The sequence below is a fragment of the Legionella qingyii genome, from assembly GCF_003184185.1.
This window is the reverse complement of the sequence record NZ_QHJG01000005.1, coordinates 146,797-167,290: the sequence shown is the minus strand read 5'-3', so window position 1 is coordinate 167,290 and position 20,494 is coordinate 146,797. Positions and strand designations below refer to the sequence as shown.

Here is a 20,494-nt window from a genome sequence, read left to right as displayed (position 1 = left end):
ATTATTACCGATCGAGTTATATACGTTAGTTGTAACCTAAAAATTACCCTGAAACCATTCTTTCATACGGGCCCATAAACTTTGGGTATTATCATTCATTGTAGGTACCTTGTAGTTCGATACATACTGTTGTTGGTATCCTTGTAACAACAAACCTACCCCTGTTGCAAATGAAGGATTTTCTGTTGCTTCAGCCAATCCGGATACATGATGGGCGCAACCTTTTCTTACCGGCATTTCAAAGCAAAGTTCTGCAAGTTCAATACCGCCTCTAACATTGGCAGCCCCACCAGTTAGAACAATACCTGCAGCCATTCTATCCTCAAAACCACTACGTCGTAATTCATTGCGTACTAGAGTAAATAGCTCCTCATAACGTGCCGCGACTACATCGGATAGAGTCTTGGCTGATATCTTCCTTCCTGGCCTGTCATTAACACTAGTAACTTCCAACATGAGGTCCGAATTTGCTAATTCAGTTAGAGCACACGCATGATTCAGTTTAATGGACTCTGCTGCTTTTGTCGGTGTGCGTAACGCCATAGCGATATCATTGGTTACTTGATCCCCCGCGATGGGAATTACGGCAGTATGTTGAATTGCACCTTCACAAAATATCGCAATATCCGTAGTACCACCACCAATATCAATCAAGCAAACACCAAGATCTTTTTCATCTTCGGTCAAAACTGCATGACTTGAAGCCAATTGCTCGAGAATAATATCATTTACCTCTAAACCACAACGACGCACGCACTTGACTATATTTTGAGCAGCGCTTACTGATCCTGTAACTATATGCACACGCGATTCAAGTCGTACTCCTGACATTCCTATAGGTTCGCGGATGCTGCCTTGTTGATCGATGATAAATTCCTGCGGTAATACATGTAGAATTTTTTGATCGGCAGGAATTGCTACAGCCTTTGCAGCATCGATCACACGTTCCACATCAGCTTGCGAGACTTCTTTGTCGCGAATCGCCACAATACCATGTGAATTTAAACTACGAATATGGCTGCCAGCAATACCGGCATAAACTGTTCTCACCTCACATCCAGCCATAAGCTCAGCTTCCTGAACAGCTCGCTGAATGGAGTTCACGGTCGCCTCTATATCAACCACAACACCACGTTTTAAACCCCGAGAAGGATGACGACCTATTCCGATGATTTCTATTGCACCATCCGCTGTGACTTCGCCAATTAATGCAATAATTTTTGAAGTTCCAATATCCAATCCAGTGATAATATCTTTTTCTATTTTTTTTGCCATTATCGTTCCGTTTGTTGTTTCCACTGCACTGCCATACCACGTGGATAACGCAGGTCCACGCTAGACAGTTGCTCAATTTTTTCAGCAAACACTGCTGGATATGCTTTACAAAAACGCTGCAATCGTTCTTCTAACTCTTTCTTTCCTAAATATATTTTTATATCATTGGCTAAAAGCAATACCCAGGATTGGTTTTCTCTTAGATGCAGTCCAGTAGCGTTTAAGCTGTACATTGACAATATCTTACTCAATTTTTCGTAAACTTGTAAGACTTCTTCTTGCTGAGATGGTGGTCCTTTTAATTTCGGTAAGCTTAGACCCTCTGGTATAGCACCTTCATTAAATAATCTTCCATCCGCGGTCATCAAAGCATTATCCCAAATTGCAACGGGTTTTTTTTCAACAAGCCTTATTTTCAATGTATCTGGCCAAACACGCTCCACAGATGCTGTGTCGATCCAACCGAGCTCATTTAACTCATTCTGTAACGCACTGATTGATAATGTAAAAAAGCTATTACTCAAGTGTTTTGATAATACACCTTCCAGCTCTTTATGCGTAACATGTTCATAATTTGCTGCAACTTTGATTGTAGTAATTGGAAACCGCTCTGCATCGGATAGAAAATAGTAGCCTAAGCGGCAAGTTAAGAATATTGCACTTAAACTTAATACCAACAACCAACAGATATACCGCAAATTACTGGAATCAACATCCCTATTTTTCTTCATGGCGCTCACAAATAGTTGGTTACCAAATGTTGGCGGCAATTCTGATGCACCATCGCAATACGAATCAACTCATCCAATAATTCGGGATAAGATAAACCACTCGCCTGCCATAGTTTTGGGTACATACTGATTGAAGTAAATCCAGGTAAGGTGTTTACTTCGTTAAAATAGATCGTTTCTGTTTTATCATTAACAAAAAAATCCACACGCGCCATGCCCTTACATTTTAGCCGGATAAAAATATCTGCAGATGCCTTTCTTAATTGCTCATATAAATTCTGACTTAAAGGAGCAGGTACAATCAGATCAGTTTGTCCACTCTCCAAGTATTTTGCTGAATAAGAATAAAAACCATCCGGGTGATTGACACGTATTTCACCTGCGATGCTAACTCTTGGCTCACCGGAAGGTACTGCACTCTCCAGAACAGACAATTCAATTTCTCGTCCATGAACAAAGGACTCTACTAAAATCTCTTCGTCATAGCGCAAAGCATCATCAACTGCGACTAACAATTCAGCCATATTTTTTGCTTTATGAATGCCTACGCTGGAACCCATTGAGCAAGGTTTAACAAATACTGGCCAACCAAACTCTTCTGCAACTTCATGGCAAAAGTGTTGCCTTTCTGATGCTGAGGCATGCCATGATAAGAGCTTATAATTTGCTGATTTTAAACCATTGACGCAAGCAATGCGTCTTGCCATATCTTTATCCATTCCAATGGATGAAGAAAGTACATCACAACCCACATAAGCAACACCTGCTAGCTCAAGCATTCCTTGCAAGCAACCATCTTCATATAAGGGTCCATGAACTACAGGAAAAACAACATCAGCATCAATTGATAAACGTCCATTAACAAATAAACTAGCCAAAGATTTTGAGTGTTCAGTTACTACTGGAAGTTTTTCTTTGTAGGCTAGCAAATCCTGATATTGATGGAGATGAAATAATCCCTCTTTATCCATTGCTACAGGAATAATATTATATTTTTCAGTATCCAAATGAGTAAGCACAGATGCAGCTGAAATTAATGAGATTTCATGTTCTCCGGATTTTCCACCATAAAGCAGAACTAAATTGAGAAGTTTGGACATTTAATGGTCTCCGATTATATGAACTTCGCGCATCAACTCAATTGATGTCTGCTCACGAACTTTAGTTTGTACTAAATTAATCAATGCTTCAATATCAGCTGCAGTTGCTGTACCTTGATGATTGATAATAAAATTAGCATGTTTCTGAGAAACTACTGCGCCTCCGATATTGATACCTTTTAATCCACAGGACTCAATAAGCCGAGCTGCATAATTTTCTGGTGGATTTCGAAACACTGAACCACAATTGTATTCATTAGTGGGTTGTGTGTTTGCACGGTGTGCCAACAAATCTTTTATGACCTGTAATGAGGTTTCTTTATCACCAGGCTGTAGCTTAAATGTAGCTGAGATGAACCATTCATCAGATGGGCCAGAAACATGTCGATACGCCACCGCATATTCATCGGGCTTACGAATTCTTATTTCACCATTGCGAGTCATGGTCTGCAGTTCAACTACAAAATTCCAGGTTTCGCCACCATGACAACCGGCATTCATACGCAAAGCGCCTCCCATTGTTCCAGGGATTCCCGCCCAAAATTCGCCGCCAGACAAATCATTACGCGCGCAAAAACGCGCCATACTCGCACAAGATACTCCTGCATCAACTTTAATAATTTGCTTGTCTAATAGTGCGATTTCTCTTAAGCATCCTTGAGTCAAAATCACTGTTCCTGGAAATCCAGTATCGCGAATTAGAGAATTAGAACCTAATCCCAACCATAATAAAGGTTCTGTTTCGGGGAGCTGGCGAAGAAATATAGCCAGATCCGCAATGCTTTTGGGCTTATATAGCTTGGCAGCAGGACCGCCAACACGCCAGGTAGTATATTCTGCCAAAGGTTCATTATAAAGCAAACTGCCTTGAAACTCGGTAACAAGGCTACAATCATTCTCAGTTGGACTCATGTTGCTCTCACACTTCCCTCATTAAGTTCACAGCAATTTGACCAATACTCCCTGCACCCTGCATCAAAACCACATCACCATCTTTAATCAACTGGTTCAATTTTGCTTTAAGCGATTGTTCATTCACAAGAGTTACTTTTTTATCTTTACCTCTGATTTTCTGTGCCAAACTTTCACTAGTTACTCCAGGGATTTCTGGTTCTCCTGCAGAATAAATATCAAACAAAAATAATTCATCAGCAAGGCTCAACACATCAACAAATTGTTCTTGTAAGGATTGAGTTCTTGTATAACGATGCGGTTGAAAGACATGTACAAGACGCTTATTGGGCCAAACATGTCGAAATGCATCAATGGTTGATAGAATTTCTTGAGGATGATGGCCGTAATCATCCACAATAAGAGCTGAACCATTCTCAAATCTTTTCTCACCTAACATTTGAAAACGGCGCCCCACTCCTTGGAATTTTGCTAATGCACGTTTAATGGAAGCATCATCCACACCTAATTGCGTCGCAATCGCAATAGAGGCCAAGGCATTTAATACATTGTGGCGACCCGGGTACTGAAATTGAATGTTTAATTCAGAATATGGTGCTGGACGTACTACAGTGAACTCGCTAATGAGTTCATTTTGAGTCCATTTGGTCGCACGATAATGAGCTTCCTCAGAAAATCCATACGTTAAGGTAGGTCGCTCAATAGCTGGAAGGATCTTGCGTACTTCCGGATCATCAATACATACCACCGCTAACCCGTAAAAAGGCAAGTGATGCAAAAATTCAAGAAATGTTGTTCTTAATTTATCAAAATCATTCTCATAGTTATCCATATGATCTGCATCAATATTGGTCACTATGGCCATCATGGGTTTTAAGAATAAAAAAGATGCGTCACTTTCATCAGCTTCAACTACAAAATATGGGGATTGACCAAGCTGAGCATTAACTCCGAGACTATTTAATTTCCCACCAATTACAAAACTTGGATCTAAGCCACCTTCAGCTAAGAGACTACTTACTAGGCTTGTTGTCGTTGTTTTACCATGGGTTCCAGCTACAGCAATCCCATGACGAAAGCGCATGAGCTCGGCAAGCATCGCTGCTCGTGGTATTACTGGAATCATTTGTTCGCGAGCAGCCACAATTTCAGGATTATTCATACCTACAGCTGAGGAACGCACTACAACATCAGCGCCTTTTATATGTTCTGCTTTATGTCCCATATAAACATGGATTCCCAAAGATTTTAACCTTTGTACGGTACTCCCATCACCTAAATCAGAACCGGTAATCCGATATCCTTGGTAGTGTAATACTTCAGCGATGCCACACATGCCAACCCCACCAATTCCAACGAAATGTATTTGTTCTACACAGCCCATCCTTGAAGATATAAATTGTCCTGAATTACCCACAAATGCCCCCTTATGATGACAGTGGCCCCAATCCAAGAGCCTGCCAACGATTTTCATGATCAATGCGCAATAATAACGCAATTACAACACAATTGATAACCATACTTGCACCACCATAACTCATTAGTGGTAAAGTTAACCCTTTTGTCGGTAATAATCCCGAATTAACACCCATATTTATAGCGGCTTGCAGCCCCAACCAAAAAGTCAGACCATAAGCAGTATATGAAGCAAACAATCGCTCTTGCATATGAGCATTGTATGCGATAGTCATACCTCTAATAACCAATATAGTGTATAAAAGCATGACCAGTAAAATGCCTACCAAGCCTAATTCTTCAGCCAATACAGCAAATAAAAAGTCAGTATGTGCTTCTGGTAAATACAATAATTTCTGGATACTTTCTCCCAAACCAGAACCAAACCACCCTCCTCGACCAAATGCAATCAAGGATTGAGTCAACTGATAACCACTATTGTACTGATCCGCCCAAGGATCTAAAAATGCCGTTAAGCGGGCAACTCGATAGGGAGATGAAACCGCCAAAAAGGCTAGTGCCCCCATAACGACAACCATAAGTCCTATATAATAGCGTAATTTCACACCAGCTAAAAATAGCATAGCCATAACAGTACCAGAAATTACTACTGTGGCACCAAAATCAGGCTCAAGTAATAACAAAAAAGAAACAACTCCCAAAATTACCATGGGCTTAATAAAGCCCAAAATGCTCTCACTGACAGCTTTTTGTTGGCGTACTAAATAGCCTGAAAGATAAAAGATCATAGTGAGCTTGGCAAGTTCAGACACTTGCACACCTATTGGCCCTAAAGCCAACCACCGTCGACTGCCATTGACTGACCGGCCTATTCCAGGAATCAAAACAATAACCAACATCAACAAACAAATTAGCAACATTGGCATGCTGATGCGTTCCCAAACACTACTATCTGTCCTAACCACGATAAGGGCAATCATTAAACCTGCAAATAAATAACATGCTTGACGAATTAGAAAATGAAATGGTTGATGGAAATATTTGGTAGAAATCATGACTGAACTTGAAGCCACCATCATCAGTCCGATAATCAGCAAACCAATAACCACGCTAATTAACCACTTATCATAAAGCGAAATAGGTCTGCTGACAGGTTTACCCCTTTGATTCACATGTCTTGGCCGCATTGATTACAATCCATTCACTAAAGAAGCAAACGTTTCACCGCGATGATTAAAATCACGGAACATATCTAAGCTGGCACATGCAGGAGACAATAAAACAACATCGCCTGGTTTGGCTTGCGATTTAGCCACAACAACAGCATTATCCAGGGAGGAAGCCCGCGAAATTGGCACTACATTAGCTAATGCAGCTTCAATCTTGTCTGCGTCTTCTCCGATTAAGATAATGGATCTTACATAATCAGCTATAGGCTGAGCCAGTTCGCTAAAATCAGCGCCTTTTCCTTGCCCGCCTGCAATCAATACAATCTTTCCTTCCATAGAGCCTCCTATTCCATTAATAGCAGAGATGGTTGCACCAATATTTGTCCCTTTAGAATCATTAATCCAATCTACGTCATCAAGAGTTCGCACCCATTGACACCGATTCGGTAACCCCGTGAATGAAGTTAACACACTAGTGATGTGTTGATTTGAAATCCCTGCAGCATCCGCTAAAGCAGAAGCAGCAAGCGCATTAAGCCAGTTATGAACTCCTTTGATTAATACAGACTCAACGGGCAAAAGGCCTGTGCTGCCTTTTGCCAAATAGATTTTATTTTCTTGGGTGATCAAACCCCAATTGTCTTTTTCAGGGGCATCAGTACCAAAAGAAATACGATTATCCTCTGTAGCTGGAACAGTATATAGATCATCGCGATTAAATAATGCAACTTGTGCTTGATGATACACTCGTTGTTTCGCTTGCACATAAGCATCCATTGTATGATGTCTATCTAAATGATCAGGAGATACATTCAGAATTGTAGCCGCGATTGGTGCTAAAGAATAAGTTAAATCCAATTGAAAACTGGACAATTCCAAAACCCACAAATCATACTGATGCTCATCATGAAGCATATCAAGAACTGGTGTTCCTATATTTCCGGCGACAGCAACTTTATATCCTGCTGCCTTTGCCATTTCCCCTACTAAAGTGGTCACCGTTGATTTTCCGTTAGTTCCAGTAATTGCGATCACTGGAGCATGAATCTCGCGAGCCAAACACTCTATATCACCATATACAGAGATGCCCATTTGCATCGCTTTTTTTAAAAACGGTGTATCCAAAGACAAGCCTGGGCTTGCAATTATATCTGACAGTTGGCCGATTACTTCATCAGGAATATGCTGAGTATAAACAAGAATATCCGGGAATTCTTTTGTAAATTCAGTTACACTTGGAGCTTGTGCACGTGTATCAAAAGCAATAAAAGGTTTATTTTTTCTACGTAAATATCGCGCTACCGATATTCCAGTTTTACCCAAACCTGCAACTAAATACAAAGGAGAGTTCATGAATGCACCTTTTTATCGAAGTTTTAAAGTGGCTAACCCGCATAACACAAACACAACAGTAATAATCCAGAATCTAACAATTATCTTAGGCTCTGACCATCCTTTTAATTCAAAATGATGATGTAAAGGTGCCATTCTGAATAAGCGTTTACCATGAGTATATTTAAAATAACCTACTTGTAAAATAACGGAAATTGTCTCTATGACAAATAAGCCACCCATCATTAATAAGACTAGCTCTTCTCTAATGACCACCGCGACAATGCCCAAAGCAGCCCCTAAAGCTAGAGAACCCACATCGCCCATAAATAACTGGGCAGGATAACTATTGTACCAAAGAAACCCAAGTCCTGCGCCAACAATCGAAGAACAAAAGATTGTCAATTCTCCTGTATTTGGAACATAAGGTATACCCAAATAAGGTGCATAGACTGAATTCCCAGAAGCATAAGTAAAAATCCCCAATGCACCCGCAACCATGACTATCGGCATAATAGCTAAACCATCCAGTCCATCAGTCAAATTCACTGCATTGGAACTTCCTACAATTACAAAATAAGCTAAAACAGGGAAGAGAATACCCAAACCAATCGTTAGAGATTTAAAAAAAGGCACTGTTAATTGGGTATGGACGGGTAAAGTAGCATGCATATATAAATAAATTACAGCAATAAGCGCGATAACTGATTGCCAAAAATACTTCCAACGCGCAGGTAATCCTTTACTGTTTTTTAATACCAGTTTGCGGTAATCATCAACCCAACCCACAACCCCATTTGCAAGCGTAACCAAAAGAACAAGCCATAAACTGGACTGTTGCAAATCACCCCAAAGCAAACAACTCACCGTGATTGCCAACAAGATTAAAACTCCCCCCATAGTCGGGGTTCCTGCTTTGGATAAATGTGATTGAGGACCATCATCCCGTACCATCTGACCAATCTGTAAGCCTCGCAACCAGCGAATCATGACCGGACCACACAATAATCCCACTATAAGTGCAGTCAAAGAAGCTAAAATAGATCTGAAAGTCAGGTATTGAAAAACTCTTAACGCATGATATTGCCCTTGAAATAGCTGCGTTAGCCAGTAGAGCATAATTGTTCCTCTTGGTTAACCCCAATTATGGGTTTGTGTTAAATAATGCCCAACAGAATGTTGGGTCAAAAAAGCGGCCAAGCATACCACAAACCTACATACCATTCAGCATCATACAAAAAAATTTCTTTTGTTCTTTATTTAATTATTTGTTGTCATGTAGCTTAGAGCTAAAGCTCCTTAATCTATATGAGCTGATGCACAATTTTTTCCATTGCACTGGATCGAGATCCTTTTACCAAAACAACAGTATCTGGTGCTAATTTTTCTACTAAGTTTTGTACCAGTGTCTCTTGACTAGAAAAATGCTCACCACCGACACCAAATGACTCAGCAGCTAGTCTGCTGTTGGAGCCACAACTGAGCAACTGATCTATACCCAACCTACGCGCAGCAAGTCCAACTTCCTGATGATGCTGAGTAGCCCAAGTTCCCAACTCACCCATATCACCAAATACAAAAATTTTTTTGCCTGGGCGTTCTGCTAATACCTCTAAAGCAGCTAAAACAGAACGTAAATTCGCATTATACGTATCATCGATCACTGTAGATTGATTTTTTCCTTTAAGAACCGACAAACGACCTTTTACACCTCCAAAACAATTGAGACCCTGTTGAATTTCTTTTATGGAAATACCCACTGCATAGCAACATGCTGCAGCCGCTAACGCATTGCGAACATTATGCAAACCAGGAATTTTTAAATGAATATCTGCTTGTCCATTAGGCACAATTAAAGAAAATTGACCACAGACCTGCTCATCCAGCACAACGTCTTGAGCATAGATATCCGTGGGATGATCTAGAGAAAAACGAAGAACCTTTTGGTCAATCAATAATTCATCCCAAAAATGGGCATAAGCATCATCATCGTTAACTACTGCAACACCAGCAAGAGATAAGCCCTGATGTATTTCACCTTTGGCGCGAGCAACACCATCTATAGAGCCAAATCCTTCCACATGTGCTGGAGCAATATTATTAATCAATGTCACATCGGGATGAACAATTGCAACCGTATGTGCGATTTCACCTGGGTGATTTGCACCTAATTCAAAAACCGCATAACGATGTTTGTTATTTAATTGTAAAACACTTAAGGGAGCACCAATATGATTATTTAGGTTGCCTTTAGTAGCATGAGAGGGAGGCGGTAAAATGGCAGCAATCATTTCTTTAGTTGTAGTTTTTCCATTGGATCCAGTTAATGCGATAACAGGACAATGCACATTTTGTCGGTGCGCTGCTGCTATTTTGGCTAATGCTTGTACAGGATCCGAAACTACAAATTGCGGTATACCTACTCCATCTACAGTATGACTCACTATTGCAGCTACTGCACCTCGCGCTTCTGCTTCTTTGATAAAATCATGCCCATCAAAACGCTCACCACAAATGGCAATAAACAGACTTCCTGGTGTGAGTTCACGAGTATCAGTACAAATACCAGTAAGTTCAGCATTGATCTGACATGGTTGGGCAAGTAATGCAGCAACAGTATTTAGGTTCATAGTATTTAGATATGGCCAAAAGTCTAGTGTACTAACACTTGTGCGTAGAGTTCAAGTGGGTAATAACAGTAAAAAAAGGTTAATCCTTATTCCCAATCAAAACTTTAGGCTGGCATGGCGCATGCAAAATCCATGTTTCAAGGAAATGAAATACATGTATCAATCCCGGGTTCCGCAGCGTGGCACCCGGGCAACTATACAGTCTTAACCTGCAACAGACTCGAAATGAGACTGATTAATTTGTAATAGACGGTAGTAACGTGCAATACGATCTTCAGTCAACGGCTTACGCTGATCATCCAGCAAGTGCGCATCCAAACCTTCACTTAATTGTCTTGCTGTTTCCAGCATCACCGTAAATCGTTCAATATCAATACCGGGATTTTTTGAGGAGTGCATATACAAACAAAGACCACGCACACTAAAAGCACCAATATTTTGCAAATCAAAAACACCTGTCGCAGTTGCAGCGGCCAAGCTACACAAAACAGGGCCTTGACCATTAGGAAATTGATGGCGATGAAATAATTGTCCTTCGCCAAAACGTAAACCAGCCGCTAAAACCGTTTGTAATAAGTCATATCCCGCAAATTGTCTGTTTTCTTTTGCGAGCAAAAACATCATCAAAGTAGTCTGACTGTCCACCTGGGTTTTCGTCTCAACTTCTATTTTAGGTGTTGGTTTTGACTCAATCTCTATCTTTAACTTAAAGTCATCTTCATCATCCATAGGCATTAAACGTGGTTGTGAGGGCTTTGCCGTAGTTTTCTTTACTAATTGCAAATCCTTATCCACTTCAATTTTATTCTCCATTGCCTCAGCATTGACTTTACGTACAGCAATAATGTCATCATTATAATTCTGTGTGCCATCGGAACTCTTTTCTGGTGTTCCCAGATTAGGTTGATAACGTTCTGGACTTAAGCTCTGTCTTCGAGCTTTCATTAAGCGCCCAATTGCTACGATAACGCCAATTAACAACAGGACATTAAGAATTAGGCTCCAATTTTCCTGCATCATCTACTCCATAGCCAAAGCTTGTGTTACATCAACCGCAACCAAGCGAGATACCCCAGGTTCACGCATAGTTACCCCAATCAAATGATCTGCCAATTCCATTGTAACTTTATTATGTGTAATAAAAAGAAACTGTACGAATTGTGACATTTCTTTCACTAAAGCGCAAAAACGCCCTACATTTACATCATCTAAAGGTGCATCCACTTCATCTAGCATACAAAAGGGTGAAGGATTTAACTGAAAAATAGCAAAAACTAATGCTACAGCAGTCATTGCCTTCTCGCCCCCGGATAACAAATGGATCGTACTGTTTCGTTTTCCCGGAGGTTGTGCCATTACTACAATACCAGCTTCCAACAGATTATCACAAGTCAATTCAAGCTGCGCTCTCCCACCACCAAACAAACGCGGAAAAAGCGCCTTGAATGAAGAATTAACTTCGTCAAAGGTATTTTCCAAACGTGAGCGGGTTTCTTTATCCATTTTTTCAATGGCAGTTTCCAGAGTTGCCAACGCTTGATTTAAATCATTATACTGTTCATCCAAATATACTTTACGTTGCTGTTCTGCAGTAAATTCTTCAATCGCAGCAAGGTTAATAGCACCCAAGCGTTTGATTTTTTCAGAAAGAGCGATTAATTCATCCTCCCGCATAACTTGGGTCACATCAATAGGAATCAACTCAAGTAATGATTGCGCTTGCAAACCCAGTTCATCAAGCGATTCATGTACGGAGCTAGCACGCACTGCCAAAGCCTGCTCTTCCATCCGAGTCTGGCTTATTTGTTCTTGGATACGTTTTACCTCAAAATCACAGTTTAAAATATTTTTCTCACACTCTTCAAGTTCGCTCCTTAATTGTGATGACTGCTCTCGACCAAGAGTCAATTGCAATTCCACTTCACTATGTTTTTGCAACAGTAGGGCCAGTTGTTCGTTGAGCTCTTCCCCAGGACCTTCAGTTTGCAAGCAAAGCATCGCTAAATTTTCCAGACGCTCCTGCAAAATATTTAAACGTTCTTGTTCCCGCTGGATACGATCGTTAATTTGTTGTATTTTATTTCGTTCTCTATCATATTCCAGCTCTGCTTGATGCAGCACAACGCGAGACTCTTCTATTTGTTTATTTTTTAATGCCAGAGTTTGCAACCATTCTTGCTTTTCACGCAGACAATGCTCATGTTGTTGTTCATAATCTCGACATTGTTCTTCTAAAGAATGCAATTTCTCTTTTATATCAAATTCTTCTGCTGCCATTTCTTCCAAAATAAGCTTCAACTCTTCGCACTCTGATGCTAAAGCGGTTGCTTGTTTTTCAGCATGAATAATGGCTTGCTCATTAGCACTCAAAGCCACACTATTTACTCTTAATGCCTCATTACTGGCATTCACATTAAGCTGTTGTAATTCTATTTCCTTCAGACTTCTCTGTAACTGCAGATGGGTCTCGTCACGTTCTGTTCTCAGGATCTCAATTTTTTGTTGTAACTCCTGAACAACTACAGATAAATCAGAAATTTTTTGTTGTCGGGCCAATAAACCTAATTCATCCTGGGTTTCAGGAGTAACAAATTTCACCCATCCTTTCCCCAACCAAAAACCATCAGGCGTTATAATAGACTCATGCTCTGCCAGCTCAGGCAACCAGCTTAATGCTTCATCAAAATGTTCCGCAGTATAAATATGCTCCAATGGACATACATGTGCCGGGATATCCCCTTTTATTTTATCTATGAGACGTGGATGAGTCGCGGATTTGAGATCGCCCTTTCTAAGGGTAACAATATGTTCCCCTTGCCGCTCACAAAGTACTCGGTGCGGCCATAACTCATCAAAAGTTTCCAATACGTAAGCATGTAATGCTTCATTAAGCACACGTTCGCAAGCTGATTGCCATTTGGTTTCAACCTGTAAAATATCCATTAATCGGGGCTTTTCTGACCATTCCTTAATCGTATTTTTATTACTCTGCACACCTTGTTTTGCTGCGCGTTGAGCGGCCATCAATGCGGCATACTCACTGTTTGCCTGATGGAAATCATCTTGTAATCCATGCAGCTTTTGTTCTATATCTTGTAATTTGGCGCGTAATTGTTCCGCACTCTCTTGGCTTTGTTTGAGTTGAAGTTCATCAAATTCTTGATCTGCAATTAATTTAGTATGTTGATTCTCTAAATTTTTCCGAGTTTGTTGTAAATCTGCTACAGAAATGGTTTCTTGTTCTAATTGAAGCTTTTCTAATCTTAAAAGGGTTTGCTGATGCTTCTCTTCCAGGTGCTGCGCTTTAACTTGTGCAACTTGAAATTCCCTTTTCAGAGTACTGCTTTGAGTCTGAACCTCTTGCCATCGAAGTTCCCATTCTGCCTGTTGTTTTTGCGTATCTAGCCAATTAGCTTCTTGTTCTGTAAATTGATTCTTTAATTGCTCAAGTTGTTTTTCCAAATCGCATGCGTGCTGCTGACACTGAAGCAGTTCTTCTTTATCATGTTTGAGTTGTTCCGCAGCAACCCGCCAATCCTCCTGCATTTGCTGTTGATCTTGTTCCAAACGTTTCTTTTCACGCGTTTGCTGTTGTATGGTCTCTTCCAAACGTGCAATTTCAGTACCCAACTGATAGAAGCTCGCTTGAATTTGTTGCGATTGTTCCTCTGCATCGTGCAGGGTTTCATTCAAAATGACCCGGTCTTTATTTGCTTTTGTTAATGCACTTTGCTGTTGTTCATAACCAACTGCGAATTCTTGTATTTGACGTTGTTTCACTTCTTGTTGGGCAATAAAATCTCGCCATTTTAATGCTAAAATTTCTGCACGACATAAGCGCTCTTCATCTTTGAGAATCAGATAACGTTCCGCCGCTTTAGCCTGACGTTCTAAACGCTGTAATTGTTTGTCTAGTTCTTCTCGGATATCCGCAACACGAGTTAGATTTTCGCGCGTGTGATCAATACGTTGTAAGGTCTCGCGTCGTCGTTCTTTATATTTGGATACGCCTGCAGCTTCCTCGAGGTATACTCTTAAGTCTTCTGGTCGGGCTTCAATCAACTGGGAAATAGTACCCTGACCGATAATTGAATAACCACGAGCTCCAGCACCAGTTCCAAGGAAAATATCGGTAATGTCTTTACGTCGACAACGACTGCCATTTAAATAATAAGAAGAATCACCATCGCGAGTTACAATGCGCTTTACGGCAATTTCTCCATAACTGGCAAAAGGACCGGTCAAACGTCCAAGGCTATTATCAAACACCAGTTCAACAGAAGCCTGACCTACAGATTTCCGATTAGAAGAACCATTAAAAATCACATCAGCCATAGATTCACCACGCAAATTTCGCGCAGAACTCTCCCCCATGACCCAACGTACGGCATCGATTATATTCGATTTTCCGCAACCATTGGGGCCAACAACTGCAACCAATTGACTCGGAAAATGAACCACCGTAGGGTCAACAAAAGATTTAAAACCGGCTAATTTTAATTGCTTCAAATGCATAAGAATGGCAATTCTAAACAAAAATAAGAGCGCATTATAACCGAGGATGCATAGGCTATCCACATAAGTACGTAACCTCTTTCCAGTTCCCAATCCTATAGTGAGCGATTTTTTCAGATGATCGGATGTCAATTGGGAATGATTTATAAATCAATTTATCAATAAAGCGGGAAAAGCAGGCGAAATTAAATGAAATGTCAACACACTCTAATAAAGTCAAAAATATAATTATTTAAAACTTTAATTTGGGACTGATTTGACAAACAAATGAACAAAGATATAATTCTGTCATTTAGTAAAAAATGGATGAATAATGACGCGTTTTCTCAATAAATCACTCACTCTAATTGCACTTGGTGTGGCGTTTCTTTTTTCAAATCCAATTTTTTCAGATCCACCGAATCTCACCTTAGTAAAAAATGAACTAAAAAGTTATTATAATTCAGGTCTTTATCAAAAAGAGTTAACACAAGTTATTAAAAAAGCCCAAAAATATATTGATCAACAAGTTGAATTAAATCTAAAAGATAAATCGCATAAAAAGCTCGCTCTGGTTCTAGACATCGATGAAACCAGCTTATCGAATTATAAGTACATGATTGAACGTGATTTTGGTGGAAATCGCAAAGCGTATCATCAAGACATAATGGCTGCTAATGCCCCGGCAATCAAACCTATGCTCACTTTATATCGAGATGCACGAAATCATGGTATTAAAGTATTTTTTGTCACAGGCAGAAATGAATCTGAGCGACAAGCAACAGAGAAAAATTTACACAAAGCAGGTTATACCGGATGGTCAGGTCTGTATTTGCGCCCCATGAATTATTCCTCAAAATCCATTATTCCGTTTAAATCACATACACGAAAAATGCTCACGGAAAAAGGCTACACCATTGTAGCCTCCATAGGAGATCAATATAGTGATCTTAAAGGTGGATATGCTCAAAAGGTATTTAAGTTGCCAAATCCCTTTTATTATTTGCCTTGAATACCTTGCCTAACCAGGCGGCTCTGCTTGCGGATAAGACATATTTCTTAAAAGTTTTTAGGACTATCAGGTACGAGTTCACTTGTATCCTGATGGACTATATCTTTTAAAACTAGTGATATTAATAATTGAATTTGTTGCTCATACATTTCTTGATCATATCCTCCTTCTAACCCCCAATATACTTTTTCAATGCAGCTTTTATTCTCTTGATATATCTTAAATAAATTCTCATAAAAAAAGGTTAAGTCTGTTGCGTTAAAACGAGTTTTTCGCGCCTCGGCACGTCCCATTAAGTGACCATCAACAAATTTACCACAATAAGCGGTTTCCTCTTCATGAGAGTCCCAACCTGTTGGCAGAAATAGAGCGACTTTCTGTTGGTTCGTTTGAGCCAGTTTTATTTCTTCTTTAATTTTTTCTAATGCAAAAACTAAAGCAGGATGTATCAAACCGGGTTTACGTACAGTAAGACTTAAATCTACTGCAAAATATTTAAAACTGCCTCGTTGCCATGCCTGAATTTTTTGTCCAACATCTGTTGCACTCTGTTTGAATGCTTTAGTAATAAAGGCATCATCTTGCTGGGGATAAACCCTTGAGTCAAAAATATCGATATGATGTATATCCATATCTGAAGCAGAATTCATCAAAATATCGCATAGGCCATTGTCTCGATTTACATCAGTTCCAACAATAATGTGTTTCAATGGTTTACTCGATAAGTGCTGCAGGTATTTAATTAACACTGCTGACTTATTTAAAATACAAAAGCCACTTCCCTCATCACTGTACGCATGGTGCGTCGGCAGGCCAAAAGAAAAATGTATTTTTCCCGAATGAAACAAAGTCATTGCAATATCTTTAATCAATACTTCAAATGCTCCAGGTGTAATAAGGATATCTGGGGATAATTGTTTCCATCCTTTTTTTTGTGCTTGAATGCAATAAATAATGAGTTCCTGCAAATATTTTAGTGTATGTACTGCTAATAATGCCTGGAGAATTTCATCTTCTTCAGGAAATTGAGCTAGAAGAGTCAATGCAACTTCCGCATCTCCTTTCTTCATTGCAGCAAATAATTGATTCCAGTGTTTCGGCAGCTTCACTAAATCGGTAGTAGCTACAGATAATGAAGAATCAGTTGATTGAATTTTTGCAATCAACTGAGTCATATTTTTTAAGCGTTCAAATTGATCTTCATCCGCACCTGCCGGCATCGCATGCATTTGCTCTATATCCTGGGGCGATGGAATTTGAATACAACATTCTTGAGCGTTATGTGTATTAGGAGAAACCTTATGTCCAAAAAAATATTTTTGCTTCATCTTCATTAATCCATATGAAAGTAAGGAGCAAAGGAGTTTTGGTATAAGCCAAACTCCTTTAATTTTCTACTAGATTATAGAGTATAGTGTCGTGATGCAATGAAGCAGAGATAAATTAATTTAAGACAACCGCACTATAGGGTGGAGGGTCATCATAGTTCTCAATCCCTTCTTTAATATCTATAAGTTCTTGAGATAAACCTTTACGTGCTCCTGATTCAATAGCTTTAGGACCCGCAAAAAATGTTAATCCAACTCCAGTAGCTGCTGCTAGAGTAGAGGCAACCCCAAAAACAAGTTCTGTTTCTAATAAACTTAGCCCTAATGAAATACCCCAGGCACTTAGTACAGAACTCGAACCAAAAGTAGTGATAAAACCAGCAATACTAGAACAAATGAGCAATGCCCCAAATACAATGAGCAGACCGCCTAAAACTTCCTTACCAATGGATTTGTTTCCGGATGCATGTTCAGCGATTTTTCCTAAACGTGTCGCTAATTGCTTATCTGTAGGATTAACCAAAGATCCGCCCAGTACTTGAAGAGTTCGGCCATAAAAATGGTAATCAATTTCCTCATGATTTTGCTTTTTAAATTTCACTTCTGCATCAATTAAATTGGCCGCATTCATGATGTGCTTTTGAAGTGCCGTAGGCTTTAACGGTGTATTCTGAGTAATAAAAGCAAGTCCATTGTTAAGGGTTTGTTCTTCTAAAATGGGCAAATATTGTTCTTGAATTGCAAAATAGGCTGGTGCAGTTTGTTTATTACTTTCAAACCAGGCAGTCGCACTATAACCTGTTAACATTGGATAAGGTAAATCACCATGTTGCGCAACATGAGCACTTTCAACAAGGCGTCTTAGAACATTCTCAAACTCAGCATCTTTATTTTCTTCTTTTACGTTAGAGTACATATCCCATAACAAACCACACAAACGAAGATAATTGCTGCGATGGACTTGATTCAGATAGCCAGGATCACCGACTCCAGGGTAGGCAGTTAGTAGATTCATATATTGAACAGCCATCAAGCAAATACGTACCTGAGGAGAAAGGCCGACCAAGTGCGTATCTTCATAATTAACGAATGCTTCCCAAATCCTATTGGTCAAATCCTGAACCGACTTCATAGGATTTTGTTGTAATGTTTCTAAAAATAACTGTGCAGCTGGAATATGCTCATTTAACCAGTCTCTCCGAGAAAATAATTCCTGCAAACGCTTTTGGGCTTCAATAATTGCTTGCTCATATGGATACATAGTTCGTTTGACTCTATCACGTTGCTCTTCCAAACGACTTAACTCCAGTTGCAATCCAAAGGTATCCAGTACCCGAATATATTCTCCATAATAATGCGTCTTAGGACGCATGAAATCCTGAGCCAGCCCAATATCCATAGAAATCTGGTGTTCAATTAAAGAAATACGTAAATTCAGGGATCTTAATTCTTCTTCGCTCGGACCAAGCTGTTGCCTCTGGTGTTCAACGAATTGTAAATGTTCTGATATTTGCAGTTCGAGTGGGGTTAATTCTTTCTGCCAGGATAGGAGAGCAGCGTGATTGTAAACAACTGGATTAGCTGTAGGCATAAAGATCCTCACAAGTGGGTTACATTAGAAGCGCAGTCGATTATACACGGTGGGAACTATTGATTCAATTATTGCATTTTATACCCAATATATCGGTATCTTACTGAATTTTAATGATAAAAAATTGGTCTGAAAAATTAAAATACTTCACATTTCATGCATTGGATTTTACTAAATGTGTATCAATAGGTAGCATGTTACATAGGCAAGAAGATACAATAACAACAGTTCCTAAAAATAGTTCAGGGCAATAGTAATGAGCACCCAAAAAACTTTTGGACCTTATTTTTTTCCGTTTATTTTAATTACAGCCATTTTGCTAGGAGGCCTCACAGGATACTTTTTGGGGCCGGCTACGCTCTATTTAAAGCCTTTTGGAGAAATTTTTCTTAACCTAATTTTTACAGCAATTGTCCCTTTAATTTTTTTTAGTGTTTCTTCAGCAATCGCACGAATTGGCTCTATGGGTAAACTGGGTAAGATTGCTTTTTATATGATGATTGTATTTCTGTTTACCGGAATCATAGCCGCCGTTTTTGCGCTTTTCATTGTAAGCCTGTTTCCTCCTGCTCAAGGAGTCGCATTAACACTCAATGTTCCAGAAAAAACGTCTGCATTAAGTTTCCTTAATCAAATTGCTGATATATTTACTGTTCCTGAATTTAGCAAACTTCTTTCGCAGCAGCATATTCTGGCACTCATTGTATTTTCAATCCTGGTGGGCCTGGCTGCATCGAGTAAAAATGAAAAAGGAACGATATTTGTTGATTTTTTAAAAGCAGGTGAAGAAACGTTCATGCGTGTTTTCGCTTTGATTATGTATTACGCGCCATTTGGTTTTTTTGCTTATTTCGCGGTGTTAGTCCATGACTTAGGCCCTCAGTTGATGGCTAATTACCTGAGAATTGCGGTTCTTTATTATTCATCTGGAATAATTTATTTTATTATTGCTTCGACAGCATTTGCCTATTTTGCTGGGAAAACTAAAGGTATAAAATTATTTTGGAGTGCTATTTTTTTACCCGGAGTTACTGCAATTGCCACCTGCAGTAGTGCTGCGAGTATTCCTGCTAATTTACTGGCAGCAAAAAAAATGCGGGTCGCTCCTGAAATTTATGAAACAGTCATTCCTTTGGGTACCATCATCCATAAAGATGGATCGGTAATAGGTGGGGTGTTTAAGATTGCTTTTTTATTTGGAATCTTTCACTTAAACTTTTCAAGCCCCAGTGTGTTGCTTACCGCCCTAGGAATTTCATTATTAGTTGGCACAGTAATGGGAGCAATTCCAAGTGGAGGCATGCTTGGTGAGTTACTCATACTCAGTGTCTATGGATTTCCTCCTTCAGTTTTAATAGCAATTGCGGCAATTAGTATTATTATTGATCCACTTGCAACGATGCTTAATGTAACATGTAATAGTATAAGCAGTATGATGGTTGCTCGTCTTGTTGAAGGAAAAAAATGGCTATCACAATCCTAACTAAATTGTTAGGAACATTCA

General features: G+C 39.5%; 15 protein-coding genes. 2 read left to right on the top strand and 13 right to left on the bottom strand.

All coding sequences use genetic code 11. The annotated features are described in order from the left end of the window. Positions 1-36: 36 nt before the first annotated feature. The 11 genes from ftsA to smc all read right to left on the bottom strand — a co-directional run bounded on the left by ftsA (position 37) and on the right by smc (position 15,080). Positions 37-1,275, bottom strand: a complete 1,239-nt coding sequence (gene ftsA / locus DGG96_RS04530) for a cell division protein FtsA (protein WP_110141769.1) — start codon at positions 1,273-1,275, stop codon at positions 37-39. Further along, complete coding sequence (locus DGG96_RS04525; protein WP_110141768.1) at positions 1,275-2,006, bottom strand: cell division protein FtsQ/DivIB; 732 nt, start codon at positions 2,004-2,006, stop codon at positions 1,275-1,277. The genes ftsA and DGG96_RS04525 overlap by 1 nt, the downstream gene beginning before the upstream one ends. Before the next feature lie 5 nt (positions 2,007-2,011). Further along, complete coding sequence (locus DGG96_RS04520) at positions 2,012-3,106, bottom strand: D-alanine--D-alanine ligase family protein (protein ID WP_110141767.1); 1,095 nt, start codon at positions 3,104-3,106, stop codon at positions 2,012-2,014. Further along, a complete protein-coding gene (gene murB / locus DGG96_RS04515; protein ID WP_110141766.1) occupies positions 3,107-4,018 on the bottom strand; it encodes a UDP-N-acetylmuramate dehydrogenase in 912 nt (303 codons plus the stop codon). A gap of 7 nt (positions 4,019-4,025) precedes the next feature. Beyond that, positions 4,026-5,435, bottom strand: coding sequence for a UDP-N-acetylmuramate--L-alanine ligase (gene murC, locus DGG96_RS04510; protein ID WP_110141765.1), 1,410 nt, complete (start codon positions 5,433-5,435; stop codon positions 4,026-4,028). Positions 5,436-5,445: 10 nt separating this feature from the next. Then, positions 5,446-6,621 (bottom strand): putative lipid II flippase FtsW, encoded by a 1,176-nt coding sequence (gene ftsW, locus DGG96_RS04505; protein ID WP_110141764.1) that lies wholly within the window; start codon positions 6,619-6,621, stop codon positions 5,446-5,448. A gap of 3 nt (positions 6,622-6,624) precedes the next feature. After that, positions 6,625-7,956 carry a UDP-N-acetylmuramoyl-L-alanine--D-glutamate ligase gene (gene murD, locus DGG96_RS04500; protein ID WP_110141763.1) on the bottom strand — a complete coding sequence of 444 codons (1,332 nt, stop codon included), beginning with the start codon at positions 7,954-7,956 and terminating at the stop codon, positions 6,625-6,627. Between the two features lie 12 nt (positions 7,957-7,968). Next, the gene (mraY, locus tag DGG96_RS04495; RefSeq protein WP_110141762.1) at positions 7,969-9,054 is read right to left on the bottom strand and encodes a phospho-N-acetylmuramoyl-pentapeptide-transferase; all 1,086 of its coding nucleotides are present in this window, start codon (positions 9,052-9,054) and stop codon (positions 7,969-7,971) included. Between the two features lie 185 nt (positions 9,055-9,239). Continuing rightward, positions 9,240-10,565 (bottom strand): UDP-N-acetylmuramoyl-tripeptide--D-alanyl-D-alanine ligase, encoded by a 1,326-nt coding sequence (locus DGG96_RS04490; protein WP_110141761.1) that lies wholly within the window; start codon positions 10,563-10,565, stop codon positions 9,240-9,242. Between the two features lie 204 nt (positions 10,566-10,769). Next, the gene (locus tag DGG96_RS04485) at positions 10,770-11,582 is read right to left on the bottom strand and encodes a cell division protein ZipA C-terminal FtsZ-binding domain-containing protein (protein ID WP_199739210.1); all 813 of its coding nucleotides are present in this window, start codon (positions 11,580-11,582) and stop codon (positions 10,770-10,772) included. A gap of 3 nt (positions 11,583-11,585) precedes the next feature. Beyond that, positions 11,586-15,080, bottom strand: coding sequence for a chromosome segregation protein SMC (gene smc / locus DGG96_RS04480; protein ID WP_110141780.1), 3,495 nt, complete (start codon positions 15,078-15,080; stop codon positions 11,586-11,588). A 313-nt stretch (positions 15,081-15,393) separates the two neighbouring features. Here smc and DGG96_RS04475 point away from each other — a divergent pair, with 313 nt between their 5' ends. After that, positions 15,394-16,071, top strand: a complete 678-nt coding sequence (locus tag DGG96_RS04475; protein WP_110141759.1) for an HAD family acid phosphatase — start codon at positions 15,394-15,396, stop codon at positions 16,069-16,071. 47 nt (positions 16,072-16,118) lie between these two features. On the opposite strand, the gene DGG96_RS04470 is transcribed toward DGG96_RS04475, so the two are convergent. Then, positions 16,119-17,399, bottom strand: coding sequence for an arginase family protein (locus DGG96_RS04470; protein ID WP_110141758.1), 1,281 nt, complete (start codon positions 17,397-17,399; stop codon positions 16,119-16,121). Positions 17,400-17,514: 115 nt separating this feature from the next. Further along, positions 17,515-18,990 (bottom strand): hypothetical protein, encoded by a 1,476-nt coding sequence (locus DGG96_RS04465; protein WP_110141757.1) that lies wholly within the window; start codon positions 18,988-18,990, stop codon positions 17,515-17,517. Positions 18,991-19,246: 256 nt separating this feature from the next. Here DGG96_RS04465 and DGG96_RS04460 point away from each other — a divergent pair, with 256 nt between their 5' ends. Continuing rightward, entirely contained in the window at positions 19,247-20,473 is a 1,227-nt protein-coding gene (locus DGG96_RS04460) for a dicarboxylate/amino acid:cation symporter (RefSeq protein ID WP_110141756.1), read from the top strand. Positions 20,474-20,494: the final 21 nt, after the last annotated feature.